Annotated in this window: 13 protein-coding genes and 1 pseudogene; 10 read left to right on the forward strand and 4 right to left on the reverse strand. The window is 42.2% G+C overall.

Annotated elements, in window-relative coordinates:
• The first annotated feature begins 93 nt into the window (after positions 1-93).
• The 4 genes and pseudogenes from K5609_RS02700 to K5609_RS02715 all read left to right on the forward strand — a co-directional run bounded on the left by K5609_RS02700 (position 94) and on the right by K5609_RS02715 (position 7,686).
• A complete protein-coding gene (locus K5609_RS02700) occupies positions 94-2,094 on the forward strand; it encodes a right-handed parallel beta-helix repeat-containing protein (protein WP_221075845.1) in 2,001 nt (666 codons plus the stop codon).
• A gap of 302 nt (positions 2,095-2,396) precedes the next feature.
• A pseudogene (locus K5609_RS02705) lies at positions 2,397-4,115 on the forward strand (sodium:solute symporter family transporter).
• Positions 4,116-4,236: 121 nt separating this feature from the next.
• On the forward strand, positions 4,237-5,661 hold the full coding sequence (gene uxaC, locus K5609_RS02710; RefSeq protein WP_220719134.1) for a glucuronate isomerase: 1,425 nt from the start codon (positions 4,237-4,239) through the stop codon (positions 5,659-5,661).
• 9 nt (positions 5,662-5,670) lie between these two features.
• Positions 5,671-7,686, forward strand: coding sequence for a heparinase II/III domain-containing protein (locus tag K5609_RS02715; protein ID WP_221075846.1), 2,016 nt, complete (start codon positions 5,671-5,673; stop codon positions 7,684-7,686).
• 472 nt (positions 7,687-8,158) lie between these two features.
• Here K5609_RS02715 and K5609_RS02720 read toward each other — a convergent pair whose 3' ends face one another.
• Both K5609_RS02720 and K5609_RS02725 read right to left on the reverse strand, forming a co-directional pair.
• Positions 8,159-8,362, reverse strand: a complete 204-nt coding sequence (locus K5609_RS02720; protein WP_220719132.1) for a helix-turn-helix transcriptional regulator — start codon at positions 8,360-8,362, stop codon at positions 8,159-8,161.
• A 637-nt stretch (positions 8,363-8,999) separates the two neighbouring features.
• Positions 9,000-10,100 (reverse strand): hypothetical protein, encoded by a 1,101-nt coding sequence (locus K5609_RS02725; protein WP_221075847.1) that lies wholly within the window; start codon positions 10,098-10,100, stop codon positions 9,000-9,002.
• Positions 10,101-10,617: 517 nt separating this feature from the next.
• Between K5609_RS02725 and K5609_RS02730 the strand changes: the two genes are divergently transcribed.
• The 5 genes from K5609_RS02730 to K5609_RS02750 all read left to right on the forward strand — a co-directional run bounded on the left by K5609_RS02730 (position 10,618) and on the right by K5609_RS02750 (position 18,403).
• Positions 10,618-11,574 carry a DUF2860 domain-containing protein gene (locus K5609_RS02730; protein WP_221075848.1) on the forward strand — a complete coding sequence of 319 codons (957 nt, stop codon included), beginning with the start codon at positions 10,618-10,620 and terminating at the stop codon, positions 11,572-11,574.
• A gap of 107 nt (positions 11,575-11,681) precedes the next feature.
• Complete coding sequence (locus K5609_RS02735; RefSeq protein ID WP_221075849.1) at positions 11,682-12,323, forward strand: DUF3313 family protein; 642 nt, start codon at positions 11,682-11,684, stop codon at positions 12,321-12,323.
• A gap of 248 nt (positions 12,324-12,571) precedes the next feature.
• Positions 12,572-13,996, forward strand: a complete 1,425-nt coding sequence (locus K5609_RS02740; RefSeq protein ID WP_221075850.1) for a diguanylate cyclase — start codon at positions 12,572-12,574, stop codon at positions 13,994-13,996.
• A gap of 185 nt (positions 13,997-14,181) precedes the next feature.
• On the forward strand, positions 14,182-14,817 hold the full coding sequence (locus tag K5609_RS02745) for a response regulator (RefSeq protein ID WP_221075851.1): 636 nt from the start codon (positions 14,182-14,184) through the stop codon (positions 14,815-14,817).
• A 109-nt stretch (positions 14,818-14,926) separates the two neighbouring features.
• Positions 14,927-18,403, forward strand: coding sequence for a transporter substrate-binding domain-containing protein (locus K5609_RS02750; protein ID WP_221075852.1), 3,477 nt, complete (start codon positions 14,927-14,929; stop codon positions 18,401-18,403).
• 111 nt (positions 18,404-18,514) lie between these two features.
• Here the strand turns inward: K5609_RS02750 and K5609_RS02755 are convergent, their stop codons facing one another.
• Both K5609_RS02755 and K5609_RS02760 read right to left on the reverse strand, forming a co-directional pair.
• Complete coding sequence (locus tag K5609_RS02755; RefSeq protein WP_221075853.1) at positions 18,515-19,435, reverse strand: LysR family transcriptional regulator; 921 nt, start codon at positions 19,433-19,435, stop codon at positions 18,515-18,517.
• Positions 19,436-19,621: 186 nt separating this feature from the next.
• Positions 19,622-20,023 carry a hypothetical protein gene (locus K5609_RS02760; protein ID WP_221075854.1) on the reverse strand — a complete coding sequence of 134 codons (402 nt, stop codon included), beginning with the start codon at positions 20,021-20,023 and terminating at the stop codon, positions 19,622-19,624.
• A gap of 516 nt (positions 20,024-20,539) precedes the next feature.
• Here K5609_RS02760 and K5609_RS02765 point away from each other — a divergent pair.
• The gene (locus K5609_RS02765; protein WP_221075855.1) at positions 20,540-21,172 is read left to right on the forward strand and encodes a DUF3313 family protein; all 633 of its coding nucleotides are present in this window, start codon (positions 20,540-20,542) and stop codon (positions 21,170-21,172) included.
• The last annotated feature ends 31 nt before the right edge of the window (positions 21,173-21,203 follow it).

The following is a 21,203-nucleotide window of genomic DNA, read 5'->3' on the forward strand; positions in this document are numbered from 1 at the left end:
GTGGCTAACGATTCTAGTGGTAAGTGGTATGTAGTAAGAGTCCAAGGTTTTTTTGGCATTTTAACTCTGTTTTCTTTCTATAAGGAGATTCAAATGAAATTGAAAAAAGTGGCAGGTACAGTGGTGCTTAGTTACTTAGTGGGGGCTTCGTGGGTATCAGCGGCACCTGGCTACAATGGAGGAGGGCCTCTACCTAGTCAATTTGATTTAGTGATTGATGCCACCCAACATGGTGTTAATAGTAACGATGGAGTAGACGACTCCGATGCTCTGCAAGCCATTATCGATAATATGGTACCTAATAACCCCGATGCTCTTACCTTGATTCAGCTTCCCGCAGGGGAAATTAACCTTAGCGACGAAATTCATGTTGATAAATCCGGCTTGGTTATTCGTGGTGCTGGTAGCGACCCAGTTAGTGGCACAAAAATCGTTGTTAAATCTTGGTCGCCATATGGGGTTGGAAGTGATAATGCGCCAGATTTTGATAAAAAATATTGGCCTGGTTTTGCTGTGTTTCGAGTTGAAACTCGCCAGATGCATGCCAAAGAACAGGCCTATGAGGGAAGTATAAACTTTCATTGGAAGCACTCTATTGAGTTTGCCGAAACCGCAAGTATTGGCGATACCAGTGTGGTGCTTGAATCCGGTAAGGCTAAAGAGTTTTCTGTTGGTGATTTCATCTATATTGGTGCAGCGAGTGATAAAGCATTTCTCGATAAAGGGCAAGTTCCCACGTCGCGACGAAGTGCTACGCATATTATGACCGGTCATATGCGTACTCAGATATTTAAAGTGCTGGAAGTGGATATTAGCTCAGATGAAGTGACACTTGATCGTCCGCTTGAATTTAACCTTCCGCTAAATAATGAGTCTGGCTATAACAGCAGAGCAATGCCCGTTACTGCCATCCAAAATTTTGGATTGCAAGATTTCTATTTAACCATGGATACCAGTGGCAGTGCCTGTGAGGGCTATAACACTGCAGCTTACTCACCGCAAAACCCGAATGGCGTGTTGTATCGTTACGAGAATGTTTGTTCTCAAGATGCTATCCATGGGGTCATTTTAAAGTGGGTACAAAATGGTTGGGTGAAAAACCTAAATATTGAAATGATTGGATCGCATCCAATTGTGACTGAGTTTGCAAAAGATGTAACGATATCAGATAACAATATTAATGGATCCTGGAATAAAGGTGCCGGGGGGAATGGATATTTTAGAGGCTCAAAGCTTTACGATAGTTGGATCAAAGACAATACCATCAAAAACATTCGACATTTAGCGCTACAGTGGTCGGCTACGGGTAACATTGTAGAGAATAACTATCTAAATGAAGATTTGAACTTACATGGTGGCTGGGAGCGCAATAACCTGATCCGTAATAATACTGTTGAAGTACCTTTTGAGCATCGTAGTTGGTCAAATGGGGCTCCAGAAGCGGGCTCGACATGGCAGCCTATTTGGGTTGGATCAGGTGATCACGCTAGTAAATGGTCTGGGCCAACTGGACCTAACAACGTGTTGCTAAATAATACTTTTAAAAAGGCAAAAAGTGCTGGTCAGCCGATAGAAACTTGGGGCTTATTTGATACTCCTAACGTTGAGTACGCTCTAGGATGGAATGGTAGTCAGTTTGAACATTTAAATGTTGATGGCGCGCCTATTGCTACTTGGAACCAACTAATTGCTGAAGGGGTATTTGCTCAAATCCCTCACTCTGGTGTCAACACCGCTGGGGGATCTTGGCAACGACCTGTTACCGAACCTTCTGAGCCAGAAGAGCCGGTTGACCCTCCGGTAAACGCTGATTGTAGTGAAGTACTTAGTTATGCTTGGGGTAGCAAGCAAGAACTGATTATTCACGATGGTCTGTGTTTGCAAATAGATCGTCCCTTAGGCGATAAAACAGTGCAAGTGTGGGATAGTGACACTAACTCTAGCTGTGATTTTCGCGGCATGGTAAGAGCGCTCGATGATACTTCCGAACTGGTTGTGAGCTCTAATTATGTTAGTACTAAATCTCTTATTGGAAGCCTACTTAGCTTTAATAGTTCAAATGGTTGTAATTATTTAAAATTTAGAGCTTATTAGCTATATAGAAAAACATATTAAGCCAAGATTCTTAGCTAGAATCTTGGCTTTTTTATTTTGTGTATTCCAGTAAACGTTGAGATTTTATTGCTCCTCGCTTTTGTTCGCGATAGTTCCTATGCCACTTTCTCGCTTCCATCACCTAGTAATATATTCAGCATGGATCACATATTCTTATACGAACACTTTATTGAACCGCTATTAATGCAATAATAAAACAACGTTTCAAAAAATAATTTGTGAGTGAGAAGGAGTTCCAAATGAATATCGATATGCTCGTAGTGGGCGTCTATTTTATCTTCATGATAGCGATAGGGGTCATCTTCAAACGATTTGCTGGTAGCTCTACTAGTGACTACTTCCGCGGGGGCGGCAAAATGCTTTGGTGGATGGTAGGTTCCACAGCATTTATGACGCAGTTTAGTGCTTGGACATTTACAGGAGCAGCGGGTAAAGCGTTCACGGATGGCTTCCCTATTATGGTTGTGTTCATGGCCAATGCGTTTGGTTTTTTGCTTTCTTGGTTGTACTTTTCTTACCGCTTCCGCCAAATGCGGGTGGTGACTCCTATCGAAGGGGTACGCCGTCGTTTTGGCACAACCAATGAACAAGTCTTTACCTGGGCAACCATGCCAACAAGCATTGTTTACACCGGTATTTGGTTAAATGGTTTAGCGCTGTTTGTTAGTGCAGTATTTAAAATTGATATTGAAACCACCATTGTTGCCACAGGCTTAATTGTTCTGTTTATTTCGGTGATTGGTGGAGCATGGGGTGTAGTAGCTTCAGATTTTGTACAAATGGTCGTTATCATGGCGGTAACGGTTGTGTGTGCGGTGGCTGCATTAGTGAAGATTGGTGGTCCATCGAACTTAATTGAGCAATTCCCCGCAGAGAGTATTATACCAGGGATGAACTACCCATTACTGTTTATCTCTTGGTTTATCTTCATGTTCGTTAAGCAATTGCAAAACATCAATAACATGCAAGACTCATATCGATTCTTAACTGCTAAAGACTCTGTGAATGCGCGTAAAGCCGCTTTACTAGCCTTTGTGTTAATGCTAGTGGGTCCAGCGATTTGGTTCCTACCTCCTTGGGTAACCGCAGTTATTTATCCTGATGCAGCGACAGCGCATGCCGCAGAGTTAGGTAAAAAGCGGCCGATGCGGTGTACTTGGTTTTGTTGAAAAGCGATGCCAGTAGGCATGGTTGGGCTGCTAATGTCTGCTGTTTTTGCAGCCACTATGTCATCTATGGATTCAGGCTTAAACCGTAACTCAGGCGTATTTGTACGTAACTTCTATGCGCCTATCATCAACAAAACTGCAGATGATAAGAAGTTAATGCGAGTGAGCCAACTAGTGACGCTGGTATTTGGCGTACTGATTATTATGGTGGCACTGTTCATCAACTCCCTACGAGGCTTAAGCCTATTTGATGCAATGATGTACGTGAGTACCTTATTGCAAATGCCAATTTTGGTGCCGTTATTCTTTGGTATGTTTATCAAGAAAACGCCAGATTGGGCGGCATGGGCCACCTTGGTTGTGGGCATGATAGTGTCTTACTTGGTGAGTTTTGTCTTCACGGCAGAAGTGATAAATAACTGGTTAAATCTAGAATCGCCATTTACTGGACGTGAAGCGAAAGACTTAAAAGTACTCTTAGGTATTGTGGGTCACTTGGTAATTACAGGCGGGTTCTTCTGTCTTACTACTAAATTCTACAAAGCGCCAAAAGCAGAGCGTAGCAAAGAGCTAGCGGCTTTCTGGAATGATGTAGATACCCCAGTGATTGAGGGTGCAGGTCAAGACGAAATGGATCGCCAACAGCGTGAGATGTTGGGCAAATTAATCTTGGTATTTGGTGCGCTTGTGAGTGCGATGGTACTGATACCAAATCCATTCTGGGGACGTATGGCCTTTGTGTTCTGTGGCTTGGTGATTGTTACGGTGGGTAGCTTATTACTAAAAAGCGCTAGAGAACAATCAGCATTAAATCTCAGTACAGCTAAATAAGCTTTTGCCTAGAGAGCTTAAAACCTCTCTAGGCCTTTGTTTCGTGTTGAATCCATAAGTTCTTAGAAAATAACTTTAAATCAATTAGTTATTTTCCAATCACTTATTAAAAAACCTAATTATGTCGGTATTTATACATCCAAACTTTTTGTTACAAGGGAATACAGCTGAAACGCTTTACCATAGCTACGCTGAGTCAATGCCTATTATTGATTTCCATAACCATTTAGAGGCTCAGGATATCTGGAACGACTACCAGTACCAAAATATTGCAGATGCTTGGTTGAGTCGCGATCACTATTTATGGCGGGCATTACGCAGTAATGGCGTTGATGAGTTCTATATTACTGGAGGGGCGGATGCTTACAGTAAGTTTGAAAAGTGGTGTGAAACAATTCCTTATTTGGTCGGTAATCCCTTATATCATTGGTGTCATTATGAGCTAAAAAAGTACTTTAATATTGACCTGCTGCTCAACCCCGACAATTGTGATGAAATATGGCGGCGGTGTAATGATTTATTGCAGTCTAGCTCTCATTCGGTACGGCGTTTACTTATTGACAGTAAAGTAGAACTACTATGTACCACTGACAGTCCTCTTAGTAACTTGGTTTATCACCAACAACTTGCAGCCTCAGACTATCCTGTTCAGGTGCTACCCACTTTTCGTGCTGATGACTTACTAGCCATTGAGGAACCCAAATTGTTTCTTAATATGCTTGAATCATTGAGCCAAGTTAGCGGAGTGGTGATTAGTGATTTTAGTTCTTACCTCAAGGCCATTTATTCCCGTATTGATTATTTTGCCGCCAATAACTGTCGCTTATCTGATTTGGGCTTAAAGGTTATTGATTTTGCTGAATATTCTTATGCAGACTTAGATGATTCGATAGCCAAACTGATTGGCGGAGAGAACTTAAGTAAGCTGGCAGAGACACAATTTAAAACTGCTATTTTTCACGCTTTAGGAAAGGCCTGTCATCAGCATGGGTGGTCTATGCAGTTGCATATTGGAGTGTTGAGTAATGTAAATAAGCGTCGTTGCAATACGTTGGGAAAGGGTACTGGTTTTAGTGTTATAGGTGACAATGCGATCGCTGAAAGCTTATGTAAGCTACTCAACTTGTTGGAAGAGGATCGCTGTTTACCTCAAACGATTTTGTATAGCCTAAATCCAAAAGATAACGTGGTCTTAGGCTCTATTATTGGTGCATTTCAAGACAGTGATGCACAGCCAGGAAAAATCCAATTGGGCGCAGCTTGGTGGTTTAATGATCATCAATCTGGAATTGAAAAGCAGCTTAAGGATCTTGCTAACTTGGGGGCTCTTGGTCGCTTTGTTGGCATGTTGACAGACTCTAGAAGTGTTTTATCTATGTCGCGGCATGACTACTTTCGTCGCATTTTATGCAATCTCTTAGGCGAGTGGATTGATAAAGGATATATGCCTAACGACCAAGCGCTAATTAAGCAAACCGTAGAAAATATTTGTTATAGAAATGCCAGGCAGTATTTTAATTTTCCACACCGGTTAGGTGATGTATAGGTATTCATTATGTTGCAGTTTACTGAAAAAGAAATGGCGGTTATACGAAAGCATGCAAATCAAGAGATCATTGATCAAATTATTGCTGATAACTCTGTAGTACTAGAGTCTGAAACGCTCGTGCCACCAGACGCTAGGGCCACTTGGAATCTATACTACTTTTGCCCAAAACACGGTGTGCGCTTAACTTGGGATAGAAATAAGCCAACAGAGCATGTTTGCCCAGTTGATGGTGAAGTATTAACTGGCGAGCCCTATGATGGCGCATGGTGGCGCTGGCTGAATGGATTGAATTCGAAAGCTTGCAATGATTTAGGGCTACTTTGGCAAATTACTAAAAACGAACGTTATTTGCATAAGGTTAGAGAGATCTTATTAGCTTACGCCGAGTTTTACCCTGATTACCAAGAGCATGGAGGGATCCCTTATAATGGTCCTGGTAAAGCCAATGCTCAAACCTTGTGCGAGGCAAACTGTAATATCGATTTCGCTCGCGGTTACGATTTTATAAAAGAAGATTTAGATCGTGAAGAACAGCTTTATGTCGAGAAACGCTTATTGTTGGAGGGCGCTGAATTTTTAATGCAGCACCGTAGTGACCAACTGCATAATCATGAAATGAAAATTTCAGCGACCATTGGTGTAATCGGTTTAATCATCGATAATGAGCAGCTAGTAGAGTTTGCGGTCAATACACCTTATGGCCTTAAATACCAATTAGAAAATGGCGTTAAAGGCGATGGATTGTGGTTTGAAGGCTCTATTCACTATCATTACTATGCTCTACAAGCCTTGCTTAATTTTGAAAAAATTGCCTGTAAAACTCAGTATTCTCTAAAAGATCAACCTAAGCTCCAGCTAATGATGGCCTTTCCACTGAAGCTTCTCATCAATACTGGCAACTTCCCTCGATTGAATGACTGTATTGCTGGTCAAGAGAGGCTCACCCATAGTCATATATTTGAGTTTGCTTACCGAGAGTACCGAGACCCCCTGTTTGCTTCGGCATTACAAACTATTTATCAAGCAGAAGAGCGTCACAATATTGAGGCTTTACTCTATGGTGTTGAGGAACTGCCTCCGGCTAAGCCTTTAGCCTGCAACAGTATTCACGCTGAGCAATCTGGTATTACTATCATGCATGATAACACTCGGGATAACATGTTATTGGTTAAGCATGCTCCTTATGGCGGGGAACATGATCATTATGACCAACTGGGCCTGATCATAAGCCGCAAAGGGAAAGAAATTTTGCCTGACCTTGGTACCACCGGCTATGGGGCTGAATTGCATTACCAATATTACAAAAATACGCTTACCCATAATACCCTGGCCGTTGAGCAAAAAAATCAGCCCCCAGCCACGCCTAAAGTAAATAAATTTTTGGTAACAGACAAATTTACTTGGTTGGATGTGGAGGTAGATTGGCGCGGAGAGCTGCCTGTTGTAGATAGCCATACTATTGTGCAATGGGATGAAGAGGCGTATCGCGGCCTTAAGTATCGTCGTCAATTGTTATGGCTAGGAGACTTGCTCATTGAGTTTAACGATGTTGATAACTCAAAGGGCAGGCAGCTAGATCTAGTTTGGCATGTTCGAGGGAAACACAAACAATTAGATGCCACTCATAAATGTGATAACCCGATGCAGGGACCATTAGCCAGAATGGTGCAATGCCATCAGCAACAAATTGATGAAAGCTACAAGCTTAGTTACGATATACAAGAACAAACGGCGTTTAATCAGCATATTATAACTAATAGTTCAGCCAGCTTGGTACGCGGCTATGCGCCTGATAATCCTGCAACCACAGATTTAGCTTACTCTATTGTTCGCTCTGTCGATGAGCATTTTAAAGTGGCGGTGATCCACGATTTGAGTGAACAAGCTAATATTCAAGTTCAGCAGTTTGTTTGGATCGAGCAAGCTCTTGAGCTGACGCTTGAATATCCAAAACATACATTAAGCATCAAGGCAGATATGGAACAAGGTGAGATAGTAGTTAGTAAAGAGTGCAGAGCCTAAGCGCTCTCATGAAGTAATATATGATTTTTAGCTTAGTCAATATTGGGACGGATGTTTAGCATTTGCAGTGACCCTTAATCATCGCTCCTGCTATTCATAGAAACTCATGAAGTTTCTTAAAGCTCGTAAAGTAGAAGAATTAAGTTAAATCAGTGCTATAACTTAGATGGGTTAGCATAAATGAGGCTAGTTTGAAGGGAGGATGACTGTCATTTAATCACTGGGACAGGCAATTTAAGACACTAAGCATTCTCACTATGAATAAGCAATATCACACCTTATAGCTGCATCAGCAATACTCTCAATAGCGACACCATCTACTTCGATTTACCTAAATGCAGGTTATCCGAAGTAGGTGGATTCAATCCGAGTTACTAATTCGAAATTGTTCGATAATGAGTTAACAACTGACACCAGTGTCAATTGTTAATGATATTGTTTAAATGGAATGACGCAGCCATAGGATCGTGCATTATGCGTAATTTAAGTCTTCGAACCATTTTTCAACATCCTCTTTTTTCCAAGCTACCCGACGCTCTGACAAACGAACAGGTTTTGGGAATTTACCTGCTTGGCATAGTCGATAGATTGTGGAAGCGCTCAATCCTGTTTTTGCCGCAACTTGTGATTTATTTAGTAGTGTTCCGCTGGGAGAATTGTTCATACCGTTTTCCATATTTAGAGTCTCCCTAGTCCTAGTTTAACTCTAGAAGTGGTTTTGCGGCTATCTTTAGAACAAAAGGAAGCATGTAGCGGTTCATTTATTCATTTTGGTTATATAAAGTGTTTGCACACTTATCTTCCCTTTGTAAACCCACTAGTTTGGCAATGTTATTTGGGATATACCTAAAATACACACCTGCTGATAATGGTGATGCAAGCCTAGAAAGTCCACAATGATAGAATCAATGTAGCGGATTAAATAAACCGACAAACAAAGTTAGAGACAAGTATCGCGAAAATTACCGCACGAATAGATATAAAAAAATAGGGTTTATATTTCTAAACGGTATATAAATAATTGCAGATTTGCTTAAAACATTAAACTGATAAGTAGGGAGTACACAAAAAATGGAGAGCTACATGTAGTGGTCAACTAAATTTGATTTATGGATAAAAGCACCATGGATTCATTGAAAATAAACAACTTTCCGATACTGAAAGTGAAGACGCCCATAAACACAGGTGTTGTTGCACACTTGGGGAACCGATTGGGGACCAAGTTGATAAATGTGTTCTCAAACCAAGTGCACTTTCCTAATAGAATATAGTCGTTTATTCGCCATATATCTTCAATTATTGTTGGCTTGTTTTTAGAATCGATAACCGATAGTCAGTCGCGCTATGTCAGCATCATTTTCATAACCTTTTTTATCAATTACTCTGGTTAAACTACCACCAACAAACCAAGTTTGAGTATTACGCCAATGTGGGTAATAGTTCACCCCAATGGTGACAACTCCCTTTGTGTCAAAAGCGCTAGCGTGCTCATATTTGTCTTGGGCAAAGTAAGGTCCGGCACCGAATCGTCCTTCAAGGTGGCTTCCTAGTGGAATAAAGCGCCAAACTTGAGCGGTAATACCGCGGCGTTCAGTCCACCCACTATCACCACCCTCGTCTAACCAACCTAGTGATACTGCGTAATTGTTTGAGAAACGATGAGCACCTTCAACGCTATAGCCCACAGTGGTTTCTGGACCACCATGATTAATTTTAGTATTTGCTAACGACACCCACACCTCATTAATAAATCCGTTCCCACCTTGCTTAACTTGATTACTGCCATTATCGATATCAATACCAAACCCCACTAAAAAGGAGTTACTGGTTGGCCTATCTGGAATTAGATAATTGTTCCATTGGCCCCGTATATGGGCACCCGTTCCGATGTAATTAATGGGATAAACCAAGGCTACAGTGCTCACCATGCCCAAACGTTTTTCGTTAAGCTCTACACCTTGGGCATTTCTAGTGGTATCAAATGAAAAGTAAGGGCCACTACCAAGTTCTAATCTGGCTGTTTTAGTCAACATAGGGGTGTAAACTAGCTGGGTAGAAAAACCATCTCGATGGTGGTTGTAAGGATGGCCCTCATTAGCATGCACAAAGTCTAAACGGACACTATCTGTTAAATACTGGCCAAAACGTACATCAAATGAACGGTGATTTTGTTTCTTATCTTCTTTATCCACACCTTCAACGTTGGTGATGCCCGACCCCATAGTTAAAGCAAAGTAGCTATTACGAGAATTTACTGACTGATAAGTAGATGACTTATCTTGGGCCACAACACTAGTGCTAACTAAAGCCACTATTAAGGCTAATACTTGTAAACATTTTACGAGTTGCGCTCGTTGCCATGTTGAAAAAAATGCTTTGCTGTTGATCGCTACTGCTGCAGTGCTAATAGTCATGAGATGGTTCCTAATTTGCTACTACCAGGCCAAACACCTAGCAACTAAAATTTCGGGTAGTTTGTTATCCATGACACTGCTGATAGCCAATTTGACTATCTTCTAAAATCCCTCTCTTAAATTGGCCTAACTTCCCCTTGTTTAATTCATGTTCATTCTTCAGGTGATTTATTTGATTCTTTCCTTTCTTCCAGAAACCTTAATAAAGAAATAAACAGCATTGAAACAATCCCAGTAAATAAAAACGCAATATATATACTCATTATCTATCCTCTAAAACACTCTTAAGCACCACATTGTTAACATGGCGAAAACAAGCCAGAGATTAGATAGAAAACAAAAATAAAAAAATGACTTAGAGAAACCCAAAATTGGCGTTCCTTAATGGCTTTAAAATCGTAAGCCAAATAGCAAAGTTGAATTTCTCTAAACCGTACTAAAACCTACCCAAATAAATACAATCATTTCCAACTTAAACAGCACACCAACTTGTGCACTTATTTGAAGAGATATAAAAATGAATAAAACTACACTATTAGCATTAGCCATTAGCTCAACGTTTTCGCTTAATGCGTTTTCTGCAGAAACATCGCGCTTTAGTGGAGAGGTATTCCTGCTTGGCGGCTACACCTCTACCAACTCAAACTTAAGTACAGAGAACAATGCACGTTTAGATAACCGCAATGGAAACGGAGAGACTCAAGACGACTTTATTGTTATTCCATTAGGAAGCCTAAGTTATGACTTGGGACAGCAGCGCAATCAGCGCGTTTATTTAGGTACTTCACGTGATGACTTGGCTGTGGGTGACTTAGCATTTGAAGTGGGTTACCAATATGATTTTGCCAATGGCACCCAAGTTGACCTAGCATTTTTGCCGACCGTACTTTCTGGTGAGGTTTGGGCTAATCCATATGATACTCAAAACGCACGTACCGAGACTGATGTTGATGGTTACGCCTACCGCGTAAAGCTTAACCAAATCATGGGCAGTGGCTTTTCACTAGACTTGGGCGTGGGTAAGACTGAAATTGATAACGAGCAAATTGAGTTCAACAGCTTGCACCGTGATGCTGACGTTTACTACGCCAAGGGTAGCTACGCCTTCCAAATTGGCCAAAGCTCGGCACTCGTTCCTGCATTTAGCTATACTCAGAACGATGCAGTAGGCGCAGCAGCAAGTTATGAACGTTATGAAACCGAGCTAACCTACTACATGGCACACAACGCGCATTCATTGGCCCTAACCGCTGGCTTTGGTAAAACCGAATACGATGCGGTTAACCCAATCTTTGACAAGACTCGAAAAGACGACCACTACAAGCTGTTCGTCGCCTATGAGTACGCCAACGTTATGGGATGGGACAACTGGAACTTCGTATCACTTTCTGGCTTGAACACCACCAGTTCAAATATCGATTTCTATGAATCAGACGACTATGTGGTAACAGCCGGCCTTAGCTACAAATTCTAAACATAACGAAAGAACCTGCGCCTTGTGGTTGAGCTTAGACTCAGATCGAACTTAGCCACAAGTGCGCTTCCTCAACACTACCCGACATACTCATTAGAGACGACCCAATGAAACTACTTAGCAACTTAACTCGCATTCCACTCGCGTTTGGCCTTGTTACCGTGCTGGCAGCCTGTAGCGCGAAGCCGGTACAAGTACAAGGTTACCAACCCGTTGCTGAAACAGACGGCCTAGTATTGGATCATAGCCATGCACCTAGTGTGGTTTACGTTCGCCCCGGTGCTGCTAGTCTCAGAGAGTACGATAACTTTATTATTGACCCGGTAATCGTGGTTGATGGCGAACGTTATGTGAACAAAGATAACGCAGAAAGTATCGCTAAGATGCAGCAATATTTAGCTAAGTCAGTCAGCGAAGAACTCTCTAAAGCTGGATACCAAATTGGTGGTGAAACTACTGATAATACGCTGCGGATCACCTTTAAGATTTCAGGAGTAAGCGCGCCTTCAGCGGTAGCTAATGTCACAACGGTATTAGCCCCATTCGCGCTAAGTGTGGGAGAAGTAACTATAGAGACGGTGTTCCGTGAAGCGGCCAGCGAGCGCATTGATGCGGTAGCAGTTATGCAGTCTAGAGGATCCCGCTTCCTTAACTCTACTCCTTGGTCCACATGGGCTGATGTAGAACAGACTTTTGATAGCTGGGCTCAGTCCTTCCGTCAATCTGTAGACCAAGCTTATAAAGCCTAACATCCTATTTGTTATTCAAATTAGCCTCGGTAGTTTACTGCGCTTGAGGCTCCATTATTTTCGTAGAATTGCAAGCTTGGGCTAATTCCCCATTGAATAGATAAATAATGTCCTATTCACATTAATTAACTTTTCATATTGCGCACAGGCTACTAGGTACTACCATCACAATATACTTAGCGGCGAGGAAAGCATGTTAAACCCATATACAGTTACAACATGAGTAAGCAAATGGACTTCGCCTTATAATGAACATAAAAACTCGATTTATAACACTTTTCATTTTTCTTACAGCTATGCTAACCGCTGTGTGGTTTTGCATTGAACGTATTAATCATCATAGCCAAGCAACTACCGAAGCCGAGAAAGTTAGGCTCGATTCTCTTAGGCTAGCCGACCATCTTCGACAAAGCTCCGATGACCTCACTCGTATGGCCAGAACTTACGTCGCGACAGGTGAGCAGCGCTACGAGAAGTATTTTCACGATATTATTGATATTCGTAACGGTAAAGCCCCGCGGCCAGCTAACTATGACGAAGTTTATTGGGACTATATTACAGCCCTTGGCGAGAACTTCGAGGTAATCACAGGTGACGCTGTTAGTTACGTCGACTTGTTTAAACGATTAGGTGGTACGGAAGACGAATTGAATATATTAGAGCGCGCTCTGAATCGCTCCAACCGTTTAGCGGTAATAGAAACGGAAGCGTTATACGCTATGAAAGGGGTGTATACAGATGACGAGGGGCTTTACACCCGCCATGGAGAGCCAGACCAAGCTTTGGCCATAAAACTGTTGCATAGTGTCGACTACCACCAAGCCAAGGCAGCGATAATGCATCCCATTGAACAGTTTTATGAACATATTGATAGCCGCACCGCACTATACCTAGAGCGAGCAAGAGCTCAGCAAGATAAATATGAAGCTATAGCAATGTACTTAATGGTGGGGCTTGCGCTCTACTTCTTATACTCTTTTTTTCAAGTGAGAAACAAGATCGTAAACCCCATCCTTGAACTCTCAGAAGTTGCTAAACATATTAAAGCTGGTAAATCAGATGTGCGGGCAAAAGTGTTTTCGAAAGACGAAATTGGTCAGCTAGCAAAGTCATTCAACGAGATGAATGACAACCTAAGCCAAGTCATTTCCGAACTAAAAGACCTGTCGTACATCGATCCACTCACCCAGGTCGCCAACCGTCGCGTATTCGACCAAACGCTGAGTAGAGAACTACGTAGACATAAGCGCAATCTTAAGTCTTTATCTTTATTACTAATAGATGTTGATTACTTTAAAAGGCTAAACGACTCGGCAGGCCACCAATTAGGTGACCAGTGTCTTATGCAAATAGCAGCGGCACTAGAAGCTCATTTCAAAAGAGCTGGCGACTTAGTAGCTAGGTACGGTGGAGAAGAGTTTGCAGCGATTTTATCTGAAACGGAAATAGATAATGTTGAAGATATCCCTACTAAAGTCTGTGAAGTAATAGAAAACGCGGGTATATCTCATCCAAACTCGAGTATCTCAAAGTTCGTTACGGTGTCTGTAGGCGCTGTGAGTATGGTGCCCGAACAGGATACCACCAGTTCTAAGTTGATAAACGTTGCCGACAATGCTCTGTACAGAGCTAAAGAGTTGGGCAGGAATCGCGCAGAGCTCAAGAAGCTTTAATCAATGTTAAGGGGGAAGATCATATCTCCCAGGTGCAGTATCCGGACAGTGCTTGTTAAAGTATTGAATATGTAGCAGTCGACCATACAATGCAGTACAATTCCAGAGATATTCATGCTGTCCTCATCAACTGGAGAGGCCTGTAATTCAGCAGTTGAACACAAACGCTGGATCATAGGTATGAAATGGAAAAAAAAACAATTTTACTGGCTGATGATCACGCTTTAGTGGTGGAAGGCATAAAAAAACTACTAACTGCGCAATACGATGTGCTGGATATTGCAGAGGACGGAAATCAGTTAGTTCAACTGGCTAAAAAGCTTAAGCCAGATGTTATTGTTTCGGACATATCAATGCCAATCATGAACGGTATTAACGCTGCCGAGCAAATTCTGTCCTCAGGGCTGGAGACTAAAGTGATCTTGCTCACCATGCTGCCAGAAGTCAAGTTTGCCATGAAAGCCTTAGATATTGGTGTCCATGGCTATTTGTTAAAGCACGCTGCCCCCGAAGAGCTTTTGATCGCAATTAAGACAGTGTTGATGAACAAAACCTACATCACTCCAACCTTAGCCGCTGATATTATGGAGGCATACAAGAGTGGCAAGCGTGAAGAGTATGACCCCTTAAATGTATTAAACGCGCGCCAACGGCAAATCTTACAACTCTTGGCAGAGAGTCAATCGATTAAGGACATAGCAAGCATTCTTAACGTTTCACACCGAACTGTCGAATTTCACAAGTACAAAATGGTTGAGATACTAAATCTGAACAATGCGAGTGAACTAGTACCTTTCGCGATCAAAAACGGCTTGGGGTAAGTAGTCGGTGAAGGGGTACGAATGACTTTTAGATTACTCCTTAACTGCCAGCTTGTTTAACAAACGATTTTTGTATAGGCCAATTGAAAGCAAGTAGGAACCTAGCATCATGAGCTTTTCACTGCCCTTTTTTTATAAATTCCGTTCTAACTTTTCAATCCGGACACAAAAGATTTTACAACTTATTTGGCTGGGACTTATTTGCGCACCAGTGATGGCAAATGCTTCAAAAATACCATCTCCAAAAGGTGCGATAACTATCGGCGTGGCAAAAGAAGGCTGGGCACCTTTTGAGTTTGTCGAACAGAATCAGGCCAAGGGCTATCTAGTTGAGTATTTAGAACTGGCAGCAGCTAACGCGGGCTTAAACATTAATTGGGAAGTAGTGGAAGACCGAGCGGCTCAGCTAAAAGCGGCTGAGGAAGGTCATCACGATCTACTTATCTATGGTTCAAAAGTCGACGCTTATAATGAAGATTATATGTTTGGTAAAGTTGTTCTGCCTCGTTATATCGCGGCATTCTCTCGCCCGAGTAGTAAAATCGATTGGGCAGAGCTGGAGCAAAACACTCATATTATTATCGCGTCACCGAAAGATCAGAAGACGACTTCAGACTTAAAAACGCGCTTTCCCAACATTCGCTTGCTTGAGACTAATAGTGTAAGGGAGTCGTTGTCAGCGGTTGCTCTCGGAAATGCTGACGTAACTTTTGCTGACATTGCCGTAGGTCGCTACTCTCAGCAAAAATACCTAATCCCAAATCTGAAGGTCAAACCAGCGATAAAAGAAGTTACCCAGCTGTTTAAACCCGTTCATATCCTTTATCAAAAATCTTTAGACAAAGAACTTATTCAGCGTTTAGAAAATGGCAGAGAAGCAATCACTAATAGCCAATTGGCCGCATTGAGAAATAAGTGGATAGTCAACTTTTTTGAGCAACCCAAAGCCATTAGCCTCACAGAGCAGGAACGTGTTTGGCTGGCAACGGCACCAACTATCAATGTGCATACGTACAGTAATTTCCCTCCCTTTAGCTATGAAAAAAATGGTCAAATCATTGGTTATTCCATTGACTACTTCCGTTTGCTCGCCAGTAAGCTTGGTCTCAATGTTACTTTTGATGCCTCACATAGCTGGAGTGAAATGCTGATACTAGCGGAAGAACGCAAACTAGATGTGCTGAATTTTTTACGATATCGAGAGTCCATTGATGACTACATGGATTTCAGTCATTCATATTATGAAGGAGCCCCTTCACTACTATACAGCCGAGAAAGCAAGCCCAAGATAAATGCCCTAACCAGTATTACAGACCAGACAATCGCTGTTCAAAGGGGTCACCTAGAGCATACTTACTTGCTTAACAACTACCCCGATATCAACACTGAAGTGGTTGATAGTATCGGTGAGGGCATCAACGCGATTTTACGTGGCGATGCAGACTACTTTATTTGTATCCCCATGGTATGTAATACCTACATGTTTAAAAACTTCATTACCAATGTATCGGTTAAAGGAAACTTGGGTATTAAGGAACTGGATCAAAGCCAACACGCCCGTTTAGCTATCCGCAGTGATTGGCCTTACTTATTATCTTCACTCAACAAAGCCATTGAGGCGGTCTCGCGCGAAGAGCTCAATAACCTCAGAAAAAAATGGTTTACCGAAAGCACCACTCCTCTCGCATTGAAAGAGACCTTAACCCAAGAAGAGCAAGACTGGCTAGAGCGAAATCCTCGACTGGCTTACAGCTCGCCTCTAAAATCAGCACCATTTGGGTATTTCGATTCTAATGGCGAATTGAAAGGAGTGGCTAAAGATATCGTGGCTACTTTTGCCGCTAAGTTCGATCTAGATACTCATGTTGAGAGGTTCAGTTCATGGAGTGAAACCTACAATGCCTTGGTAGAAGGTGAAATCGACTTTATGCCCGGCGTAATCGTAACACCCGAGCGGAAACAGCAGCTTTTATTCACCAATCCTACCTACACCTTAGATTATGTTATTCATACGCAGCTCGGAGAGCGGCTATTCAACGAAATAGATGAGCTAGAAGGTTACAAAGTAGGGGTTGTTAAAGGCGGCGGTATAGGAGAGATACTTAAAAAGAACCATCCATCAATTCAGTTGGTTGAATATCTCACGCTTGAAAATACCATTCTGGCCTTATCAAAAGGTCAAGTCGACGCGATTATCGAGAATCCTGTTATCGTGCAGTACCATGTTGACTCCCTTGGACTGAGCAACCTAAAGAGTACAGGGAAAACAAAGTACAGTATGAGGCAAGCAATTGCTGTACACCCCTCCAAACCAGAGTTGGTGAGTCTGTTAAATAAGACCTTGGCACATATAGGCTCTGATCAACTTCAGTTAATGACTGAAAAATGGAGCAATGTTCGATTTATCCAACGCGATGAGTGGAAAAATCGCATTTTATGGCTGGTAGGGATCGCTTTGGTGATGACTTCATTGATGCTCACGTTTATCCATTTTAATCGGCGCGCTACGCTTAGCAAGATGCAGAAGATTACCGCTCAGTTAGAGAATGCTCAACGTGTTGCAAAACTAGGCAGTTGCGAAATTGCTATTGATAATAAAATGCACAACTTTAGCCCCGAAGCGTGCCGCATTCTCGGGGTGGCTCACGGTGTGGAGATATCGAATATAGACTATCTGCAAATGATTGATGAAAGAGACCGAGAACGCTATTCAACCTCATGGAGCAAGGCATTGAAGACGGGGTTAATCAATGTTGAGTATCGGCTAAAAGTGAATGAAAGCTCAAAATGGCTGAATGAAGTGGTTGAGCTTCGCTTCGATGATAATGGCAAGTTACAGAGTGGCTCCGCTATTTTGCAGGACATTAGTTTGTTTAAGGCAACCCAAGACTCTCTTATCAACCAACAAGATGAGTTGAGAGAGCTCACATCTAAGCTGCTTCATGTTCAAGAAGAAGAACGAAGAAGGGTTGCCCGAGAATTACACGATGATTTGACTCAAAGGCTTGCCGCAATAGCCATTGATGCAGGCACCTTTATGTTAACACTCCAAGACGAAACTCAGAAAAGCGCACTGATGAAAATAAAGCAGAGCTTGGTGGAAGTTGCCGACGACACCCATAGCTTATCGCGTCGTTTGCACCCTTCAATACTTGATCAATTAGGACTGGTCGATGCCTTGCGCTCGGAGGTTGATAGCTATCAACAGCGAGAGGGGATTAAGGTAGAGCTTTTCTGTTCGGTGAAGCGCTTGGCATTGGCTAAAGATGATGAGTTAGCCATTTTTAGAATTGTTCAAGAAGCCCTTAGAAACATAGCTAAGTACTCTGAAGCCTCTAGGGTTCACGTCTCGTTTACAGTAATGAAAGACACCTTAATCTTGCAGGTTAGTGACGACGGAATGGGCTTTGACGTTGAAGAAGAACGCCAATCACCGGGCTTGGGCTTAAAAAGTATGATGGAACGCGCTCGTCTTATTGGTGGTGAACTCGTCATCGAATCAGAGATTAACAAAGGTTGCACTATCGAGCTTCATGTTCCAGGCAAGGTGAATCTTGACACTCGTTCTAAGCATACTTCTCCCTAATAGCGGTTTAAGTCATTTATCGATGGCTCAGAAAGTAACTTTATCTAGTCAGACCTGATTAGAGATAATGCTTATTGTAAGCTTCACATGCCTAACAGCCAAGTATGCTTCTTAAACGCCATCGAAGTAGCTCTGTACTGCTTTGTGTATGGCCTGCGTTAGAGGAAAATCCCGCTTTGACTGCAGGTATCCGCCCACCAAGGTAAAATGACTAACCGCACTTGGCATGAAAGGTGGTAAAGGATAGCTTTCTAGGTCTGGATTAAGTTTAGCTAGGTTTGCGCTGCCAAACATAATTGCATCTGAAACTGCTAGTTTATTGAGCAATGCAGAAATGGAGTGAGTGCTAAATACTAAGCGAGGTTTGTAGCCCTTTGCAGCAAACACATCATCGATAGGCTCTCGTTTAGAGTCCACGCCATCAATAATCGCCTTAACCATTGGTAGCTCGGCTACTGCCTCCCAATCACTGGTTTTAGTTAGCACAGGGTGGCCTTTTTTAGCTACTAAACAGGCCGACACTTCAGTTAAAGCGGGGCAGTGAATGTCCTGTGGTAGTTGAAAATCTTGAAAGTGAATTAAATAGTCCACTTTGGTCTTCAATATATCCACTAATGTATCTTCTTGCCAATAAACGAGTTCTAGGTTGGCGTTTGGGAAAACCGCATGCAAGGCTTCGCTTAAATTAGCGCCGTGCACTTCAAGTACAAGTAGGTGAGCCGCAATTTTAATTGTTCCGTCATACTCTTGAGCATTGAACTCTTGAAAGGAATCAATCACTCGAAGGAAAGGGGTTAGCATCTCTGAAGCTGCCTCAGCCAGTTTTTCCGCTAGCGCTGAAGGCTCCACGCCATGGGCTTTTCGAATGAACAAGCGGTCACCAAAGCACTCCCTTAATTTTGCCATGCCACGACTGACACTGGTCTGAGAAATACCTAACTTTTCTGCGGCAATGTGAGTGTTTTTCTTTTCTACAACAGCACATAGTAAACGTAAAAGGTTTAGGTCTAGATTTTCTAGTTTCTGTCTCATGGCAAATTCTCCTTGTCTGTATCTCTGGTGGGTACTTTAGCAAGGAACATAAAGCGAAATATTTAGGAAATTTACTAACAGGCAGAGCAAGATTTCCTAAACTTTTTTGTTGAAGCTAGGAAGTGATTAGAACATTGAAATACTAAGGCTGTTTCAACGTTCATTGCTTCACTTACTTAGTTTACCCTAGTCTATCGTAGTGATTTTCGATTGAAGCTCACGGATCCAAGAGGTTTGGTGGGTATTGTGGACATAGCGCTTAAACAGTAGCGGAGCCAGTTGCTCACTAAAACGGTATCCCATTGCAAATGAATCTATCAATGTTTGGTCTAGCCAATAAACATCTAATAACAAGGCCATATCACGGGCGATATCGCTCATCTCAGACAAGGTGTAATCGTGAGGCAGCTTTGACCATGCAGGGGTAAAATCTACAAGGATGAAGCGCTGGTCATTCGGCTCTGTAAGTATGAGTGTGTCAAGCCGATGATGTGTTGAACCTAGGTACATCATTATCACTGTGCAAGGCCCTTCACCTAAATCTCGTACGCTATATAAGCGGTCATTTAGTCTTAGCATACTACTCATTATCTATTCTCTAATTTGTACCTTACGTTCATTATTAATAGCGAGTAATAGTACACAAGGAATTTAAGAAATTCATATTGTGGCCTTGGCTCTTTTTTTACTGAATAGCAATGCATTGATAGTTCCACTGCACAGATGAAAATTGCATAAGCAATATTCCTCTCTTAAGGTGTCGAAGGGAAATTAAACTAGACGAACATTATTAATGTTCTCTGTGTCTCACTCTAAAGGGGGCCTTTATAACGAGTGCGTCTTTCTTAGTTATCAATCTGCTCGCTCGCCTAGAACCCCGCTAGGTTAAAAAGAAACCTGTCCTTGTAATATCACCCCATCTAAAGTTCACAATCAGTTTAGGCAATTTTGCATTTCTCTAAACCATATTAAATATAAATCAAAATTGTAAAATTCGTTTCGAACTTAACAGCAGCAGAAGCCTAGCACTTTTAGTAGTGATTTTGGGCTAACCACACGCTGCATTACCCGAACTAGAACATTGACTATTAAAGAGATTAAAAGATGAAACAATTTACCAAGCTAACCCGTATTCCTTTCGCTCTTTGCTTAGCAACCCTATTAGCTGCATGCAGTGCTAAGCCGGTTCAAGTTCAGGGCTACCAGCCAGTTGCGAACACTGATGGCCTAGAATTTGATCCCAACCATGCTCCTAGTATTGTCTATGTCCGACCTGGTGCCGCTAGCCTAAAATCCTATGACAATTTCATTATAGATCCGGTGATTATTCTAGATGCTGATAGCGAACTTGACGCTGCTAGCAGCGAGCAAATTGCCAAGATGCAAACCTACCTAGCAGAAGCCGTAAGCCAAGAGCTATCTCAAGCAGGGTACCAAATAAACGGTGATTCAACCGAAAACGCTTTGCGCATTACCTTTAAAGTTTCCGGGATGAAGGCTCCTTCGGCTGCAGCCAATGTAACTACCGTATTAGCCCCATTCGCGCTTAGCGTGGGAGAAGTCACTATTGAAACGGTATTCCGCGAAGCCGCGAGTGAGCGTATTGACGCTGTAGCGATTATGCAATCAAAAGGATCTCGTTTCCTAAATTCCACACCTTGGTCGACTTGGGCAGATGTAGAACAAACATTTGATAGTTGGGCTAAGTCGTTTCGCCAATCTGTAGACCAAGCTTGAACCCTCTTTTTTACAACTACCTCGGCAGCCT

Origin of the sequence: Agarivorans aestuarii, from assembly GCF_019670125.1 — a bacterium.
GTDB lineage: Bacteria > Pseudomonadota > Gammaproteobacteria > Enterobacterales > Celerinatantimonadaceae > Agarivorans > Agarivorans aestuarii.

Excerpts from the sequence above, each read along its gene's own strand:
- K5609_RS02730 (WP_221075848.1), top strand. The coding sequence starts at position 10,618 with ATGAATAAAACTACACTATTAGCATTAGCCATTAGCTCAACGTTTTCG.
- K5609_RS02745 (WP_221075851.1), top strand. The coding sequence starts at position 14,182 with ATGGAAAAAAAAACAATTTTACTGGCTGATGATCACGCTTTAGTGGTG.
- K5609_RS02740 (WP_221075850.1), top strand. The coding sequence starts at position 12,572 with ATGAACATAAAAACTCGATTTATAACACTTTTCATTTTTCTTACAGCT.
- K5609_RS02715 (WP_221075846.1), top strand. The coding sequence starts at position 5,671 with ATGTTGCAGTTTACTGAAAAAGAAATGGCGGTTATACGAAAGCATGCA.
- K5609_RS02735 (WP_221075849.1), top strand. The coding sequence starts at position 11,682 with ATGAAACTACTTAGCAACTTAACTCGCATTCCACTCGCGTTTGGCCTT.
- K5609_RS02755 (WP_221075853.1), bottom strand. The coding sequence starts at position 19,435 with ATGAGACAGAAACTAGAAAATCTAGACCTAAACCTTTTACGTTTACTA.
- K5609_RS02700 (WP_221075845.1), top strand. The coding sequence starts at position 94 with ATGAAATTGAAAAAAGTGGCAGGTACAGTGGTGCTTAGTTACTTAGTG.
- K5609_RS02720 (WP_220719132.1), bottom strand. The coding sequence starts at position 8,362 with ATGGAAAACGGTATGAACAATTCTCCCAGCGGAACACTACTAAATAAA.
- K5609_RS02765 (WP_221075855.1), top strand. The coding sequence starts at position 20,540 with ATGAAACAATTTACCAAGCTAACCCGTATTCCTTTCGCTCTTTGCTTA.
- K5609_RS02760 (WP_221075854.1), bottom strand. The coding sequence starts at position 20,023 with ATGAGTAGTATGCTAAGACTAAATGACCGCTTATATAGCGTACGAGAT.
- K5609_RS02725 (WP_221075847.1), bottom strand. The coding sequence starts at position 10,100 with ATGACTATTAGCACTGCAGCAGTAGCGATCAACAGCAAAGCATTTTTT.
- K5609_RS02750 (WP_221075852.1), top strand. The coding sequence starts at position 14,927 with ATGAGCTTTTCACTGCCCTTTTTTTATAAATTCCGTTCTAACTTTTCA.
- uxaC (WP_220719134.1), top strand. The coding sequence starts at position 4,237 with ATGTCGGTATTTATACATCCAAACTTTTTGTTACAAGGGAATACAGCT.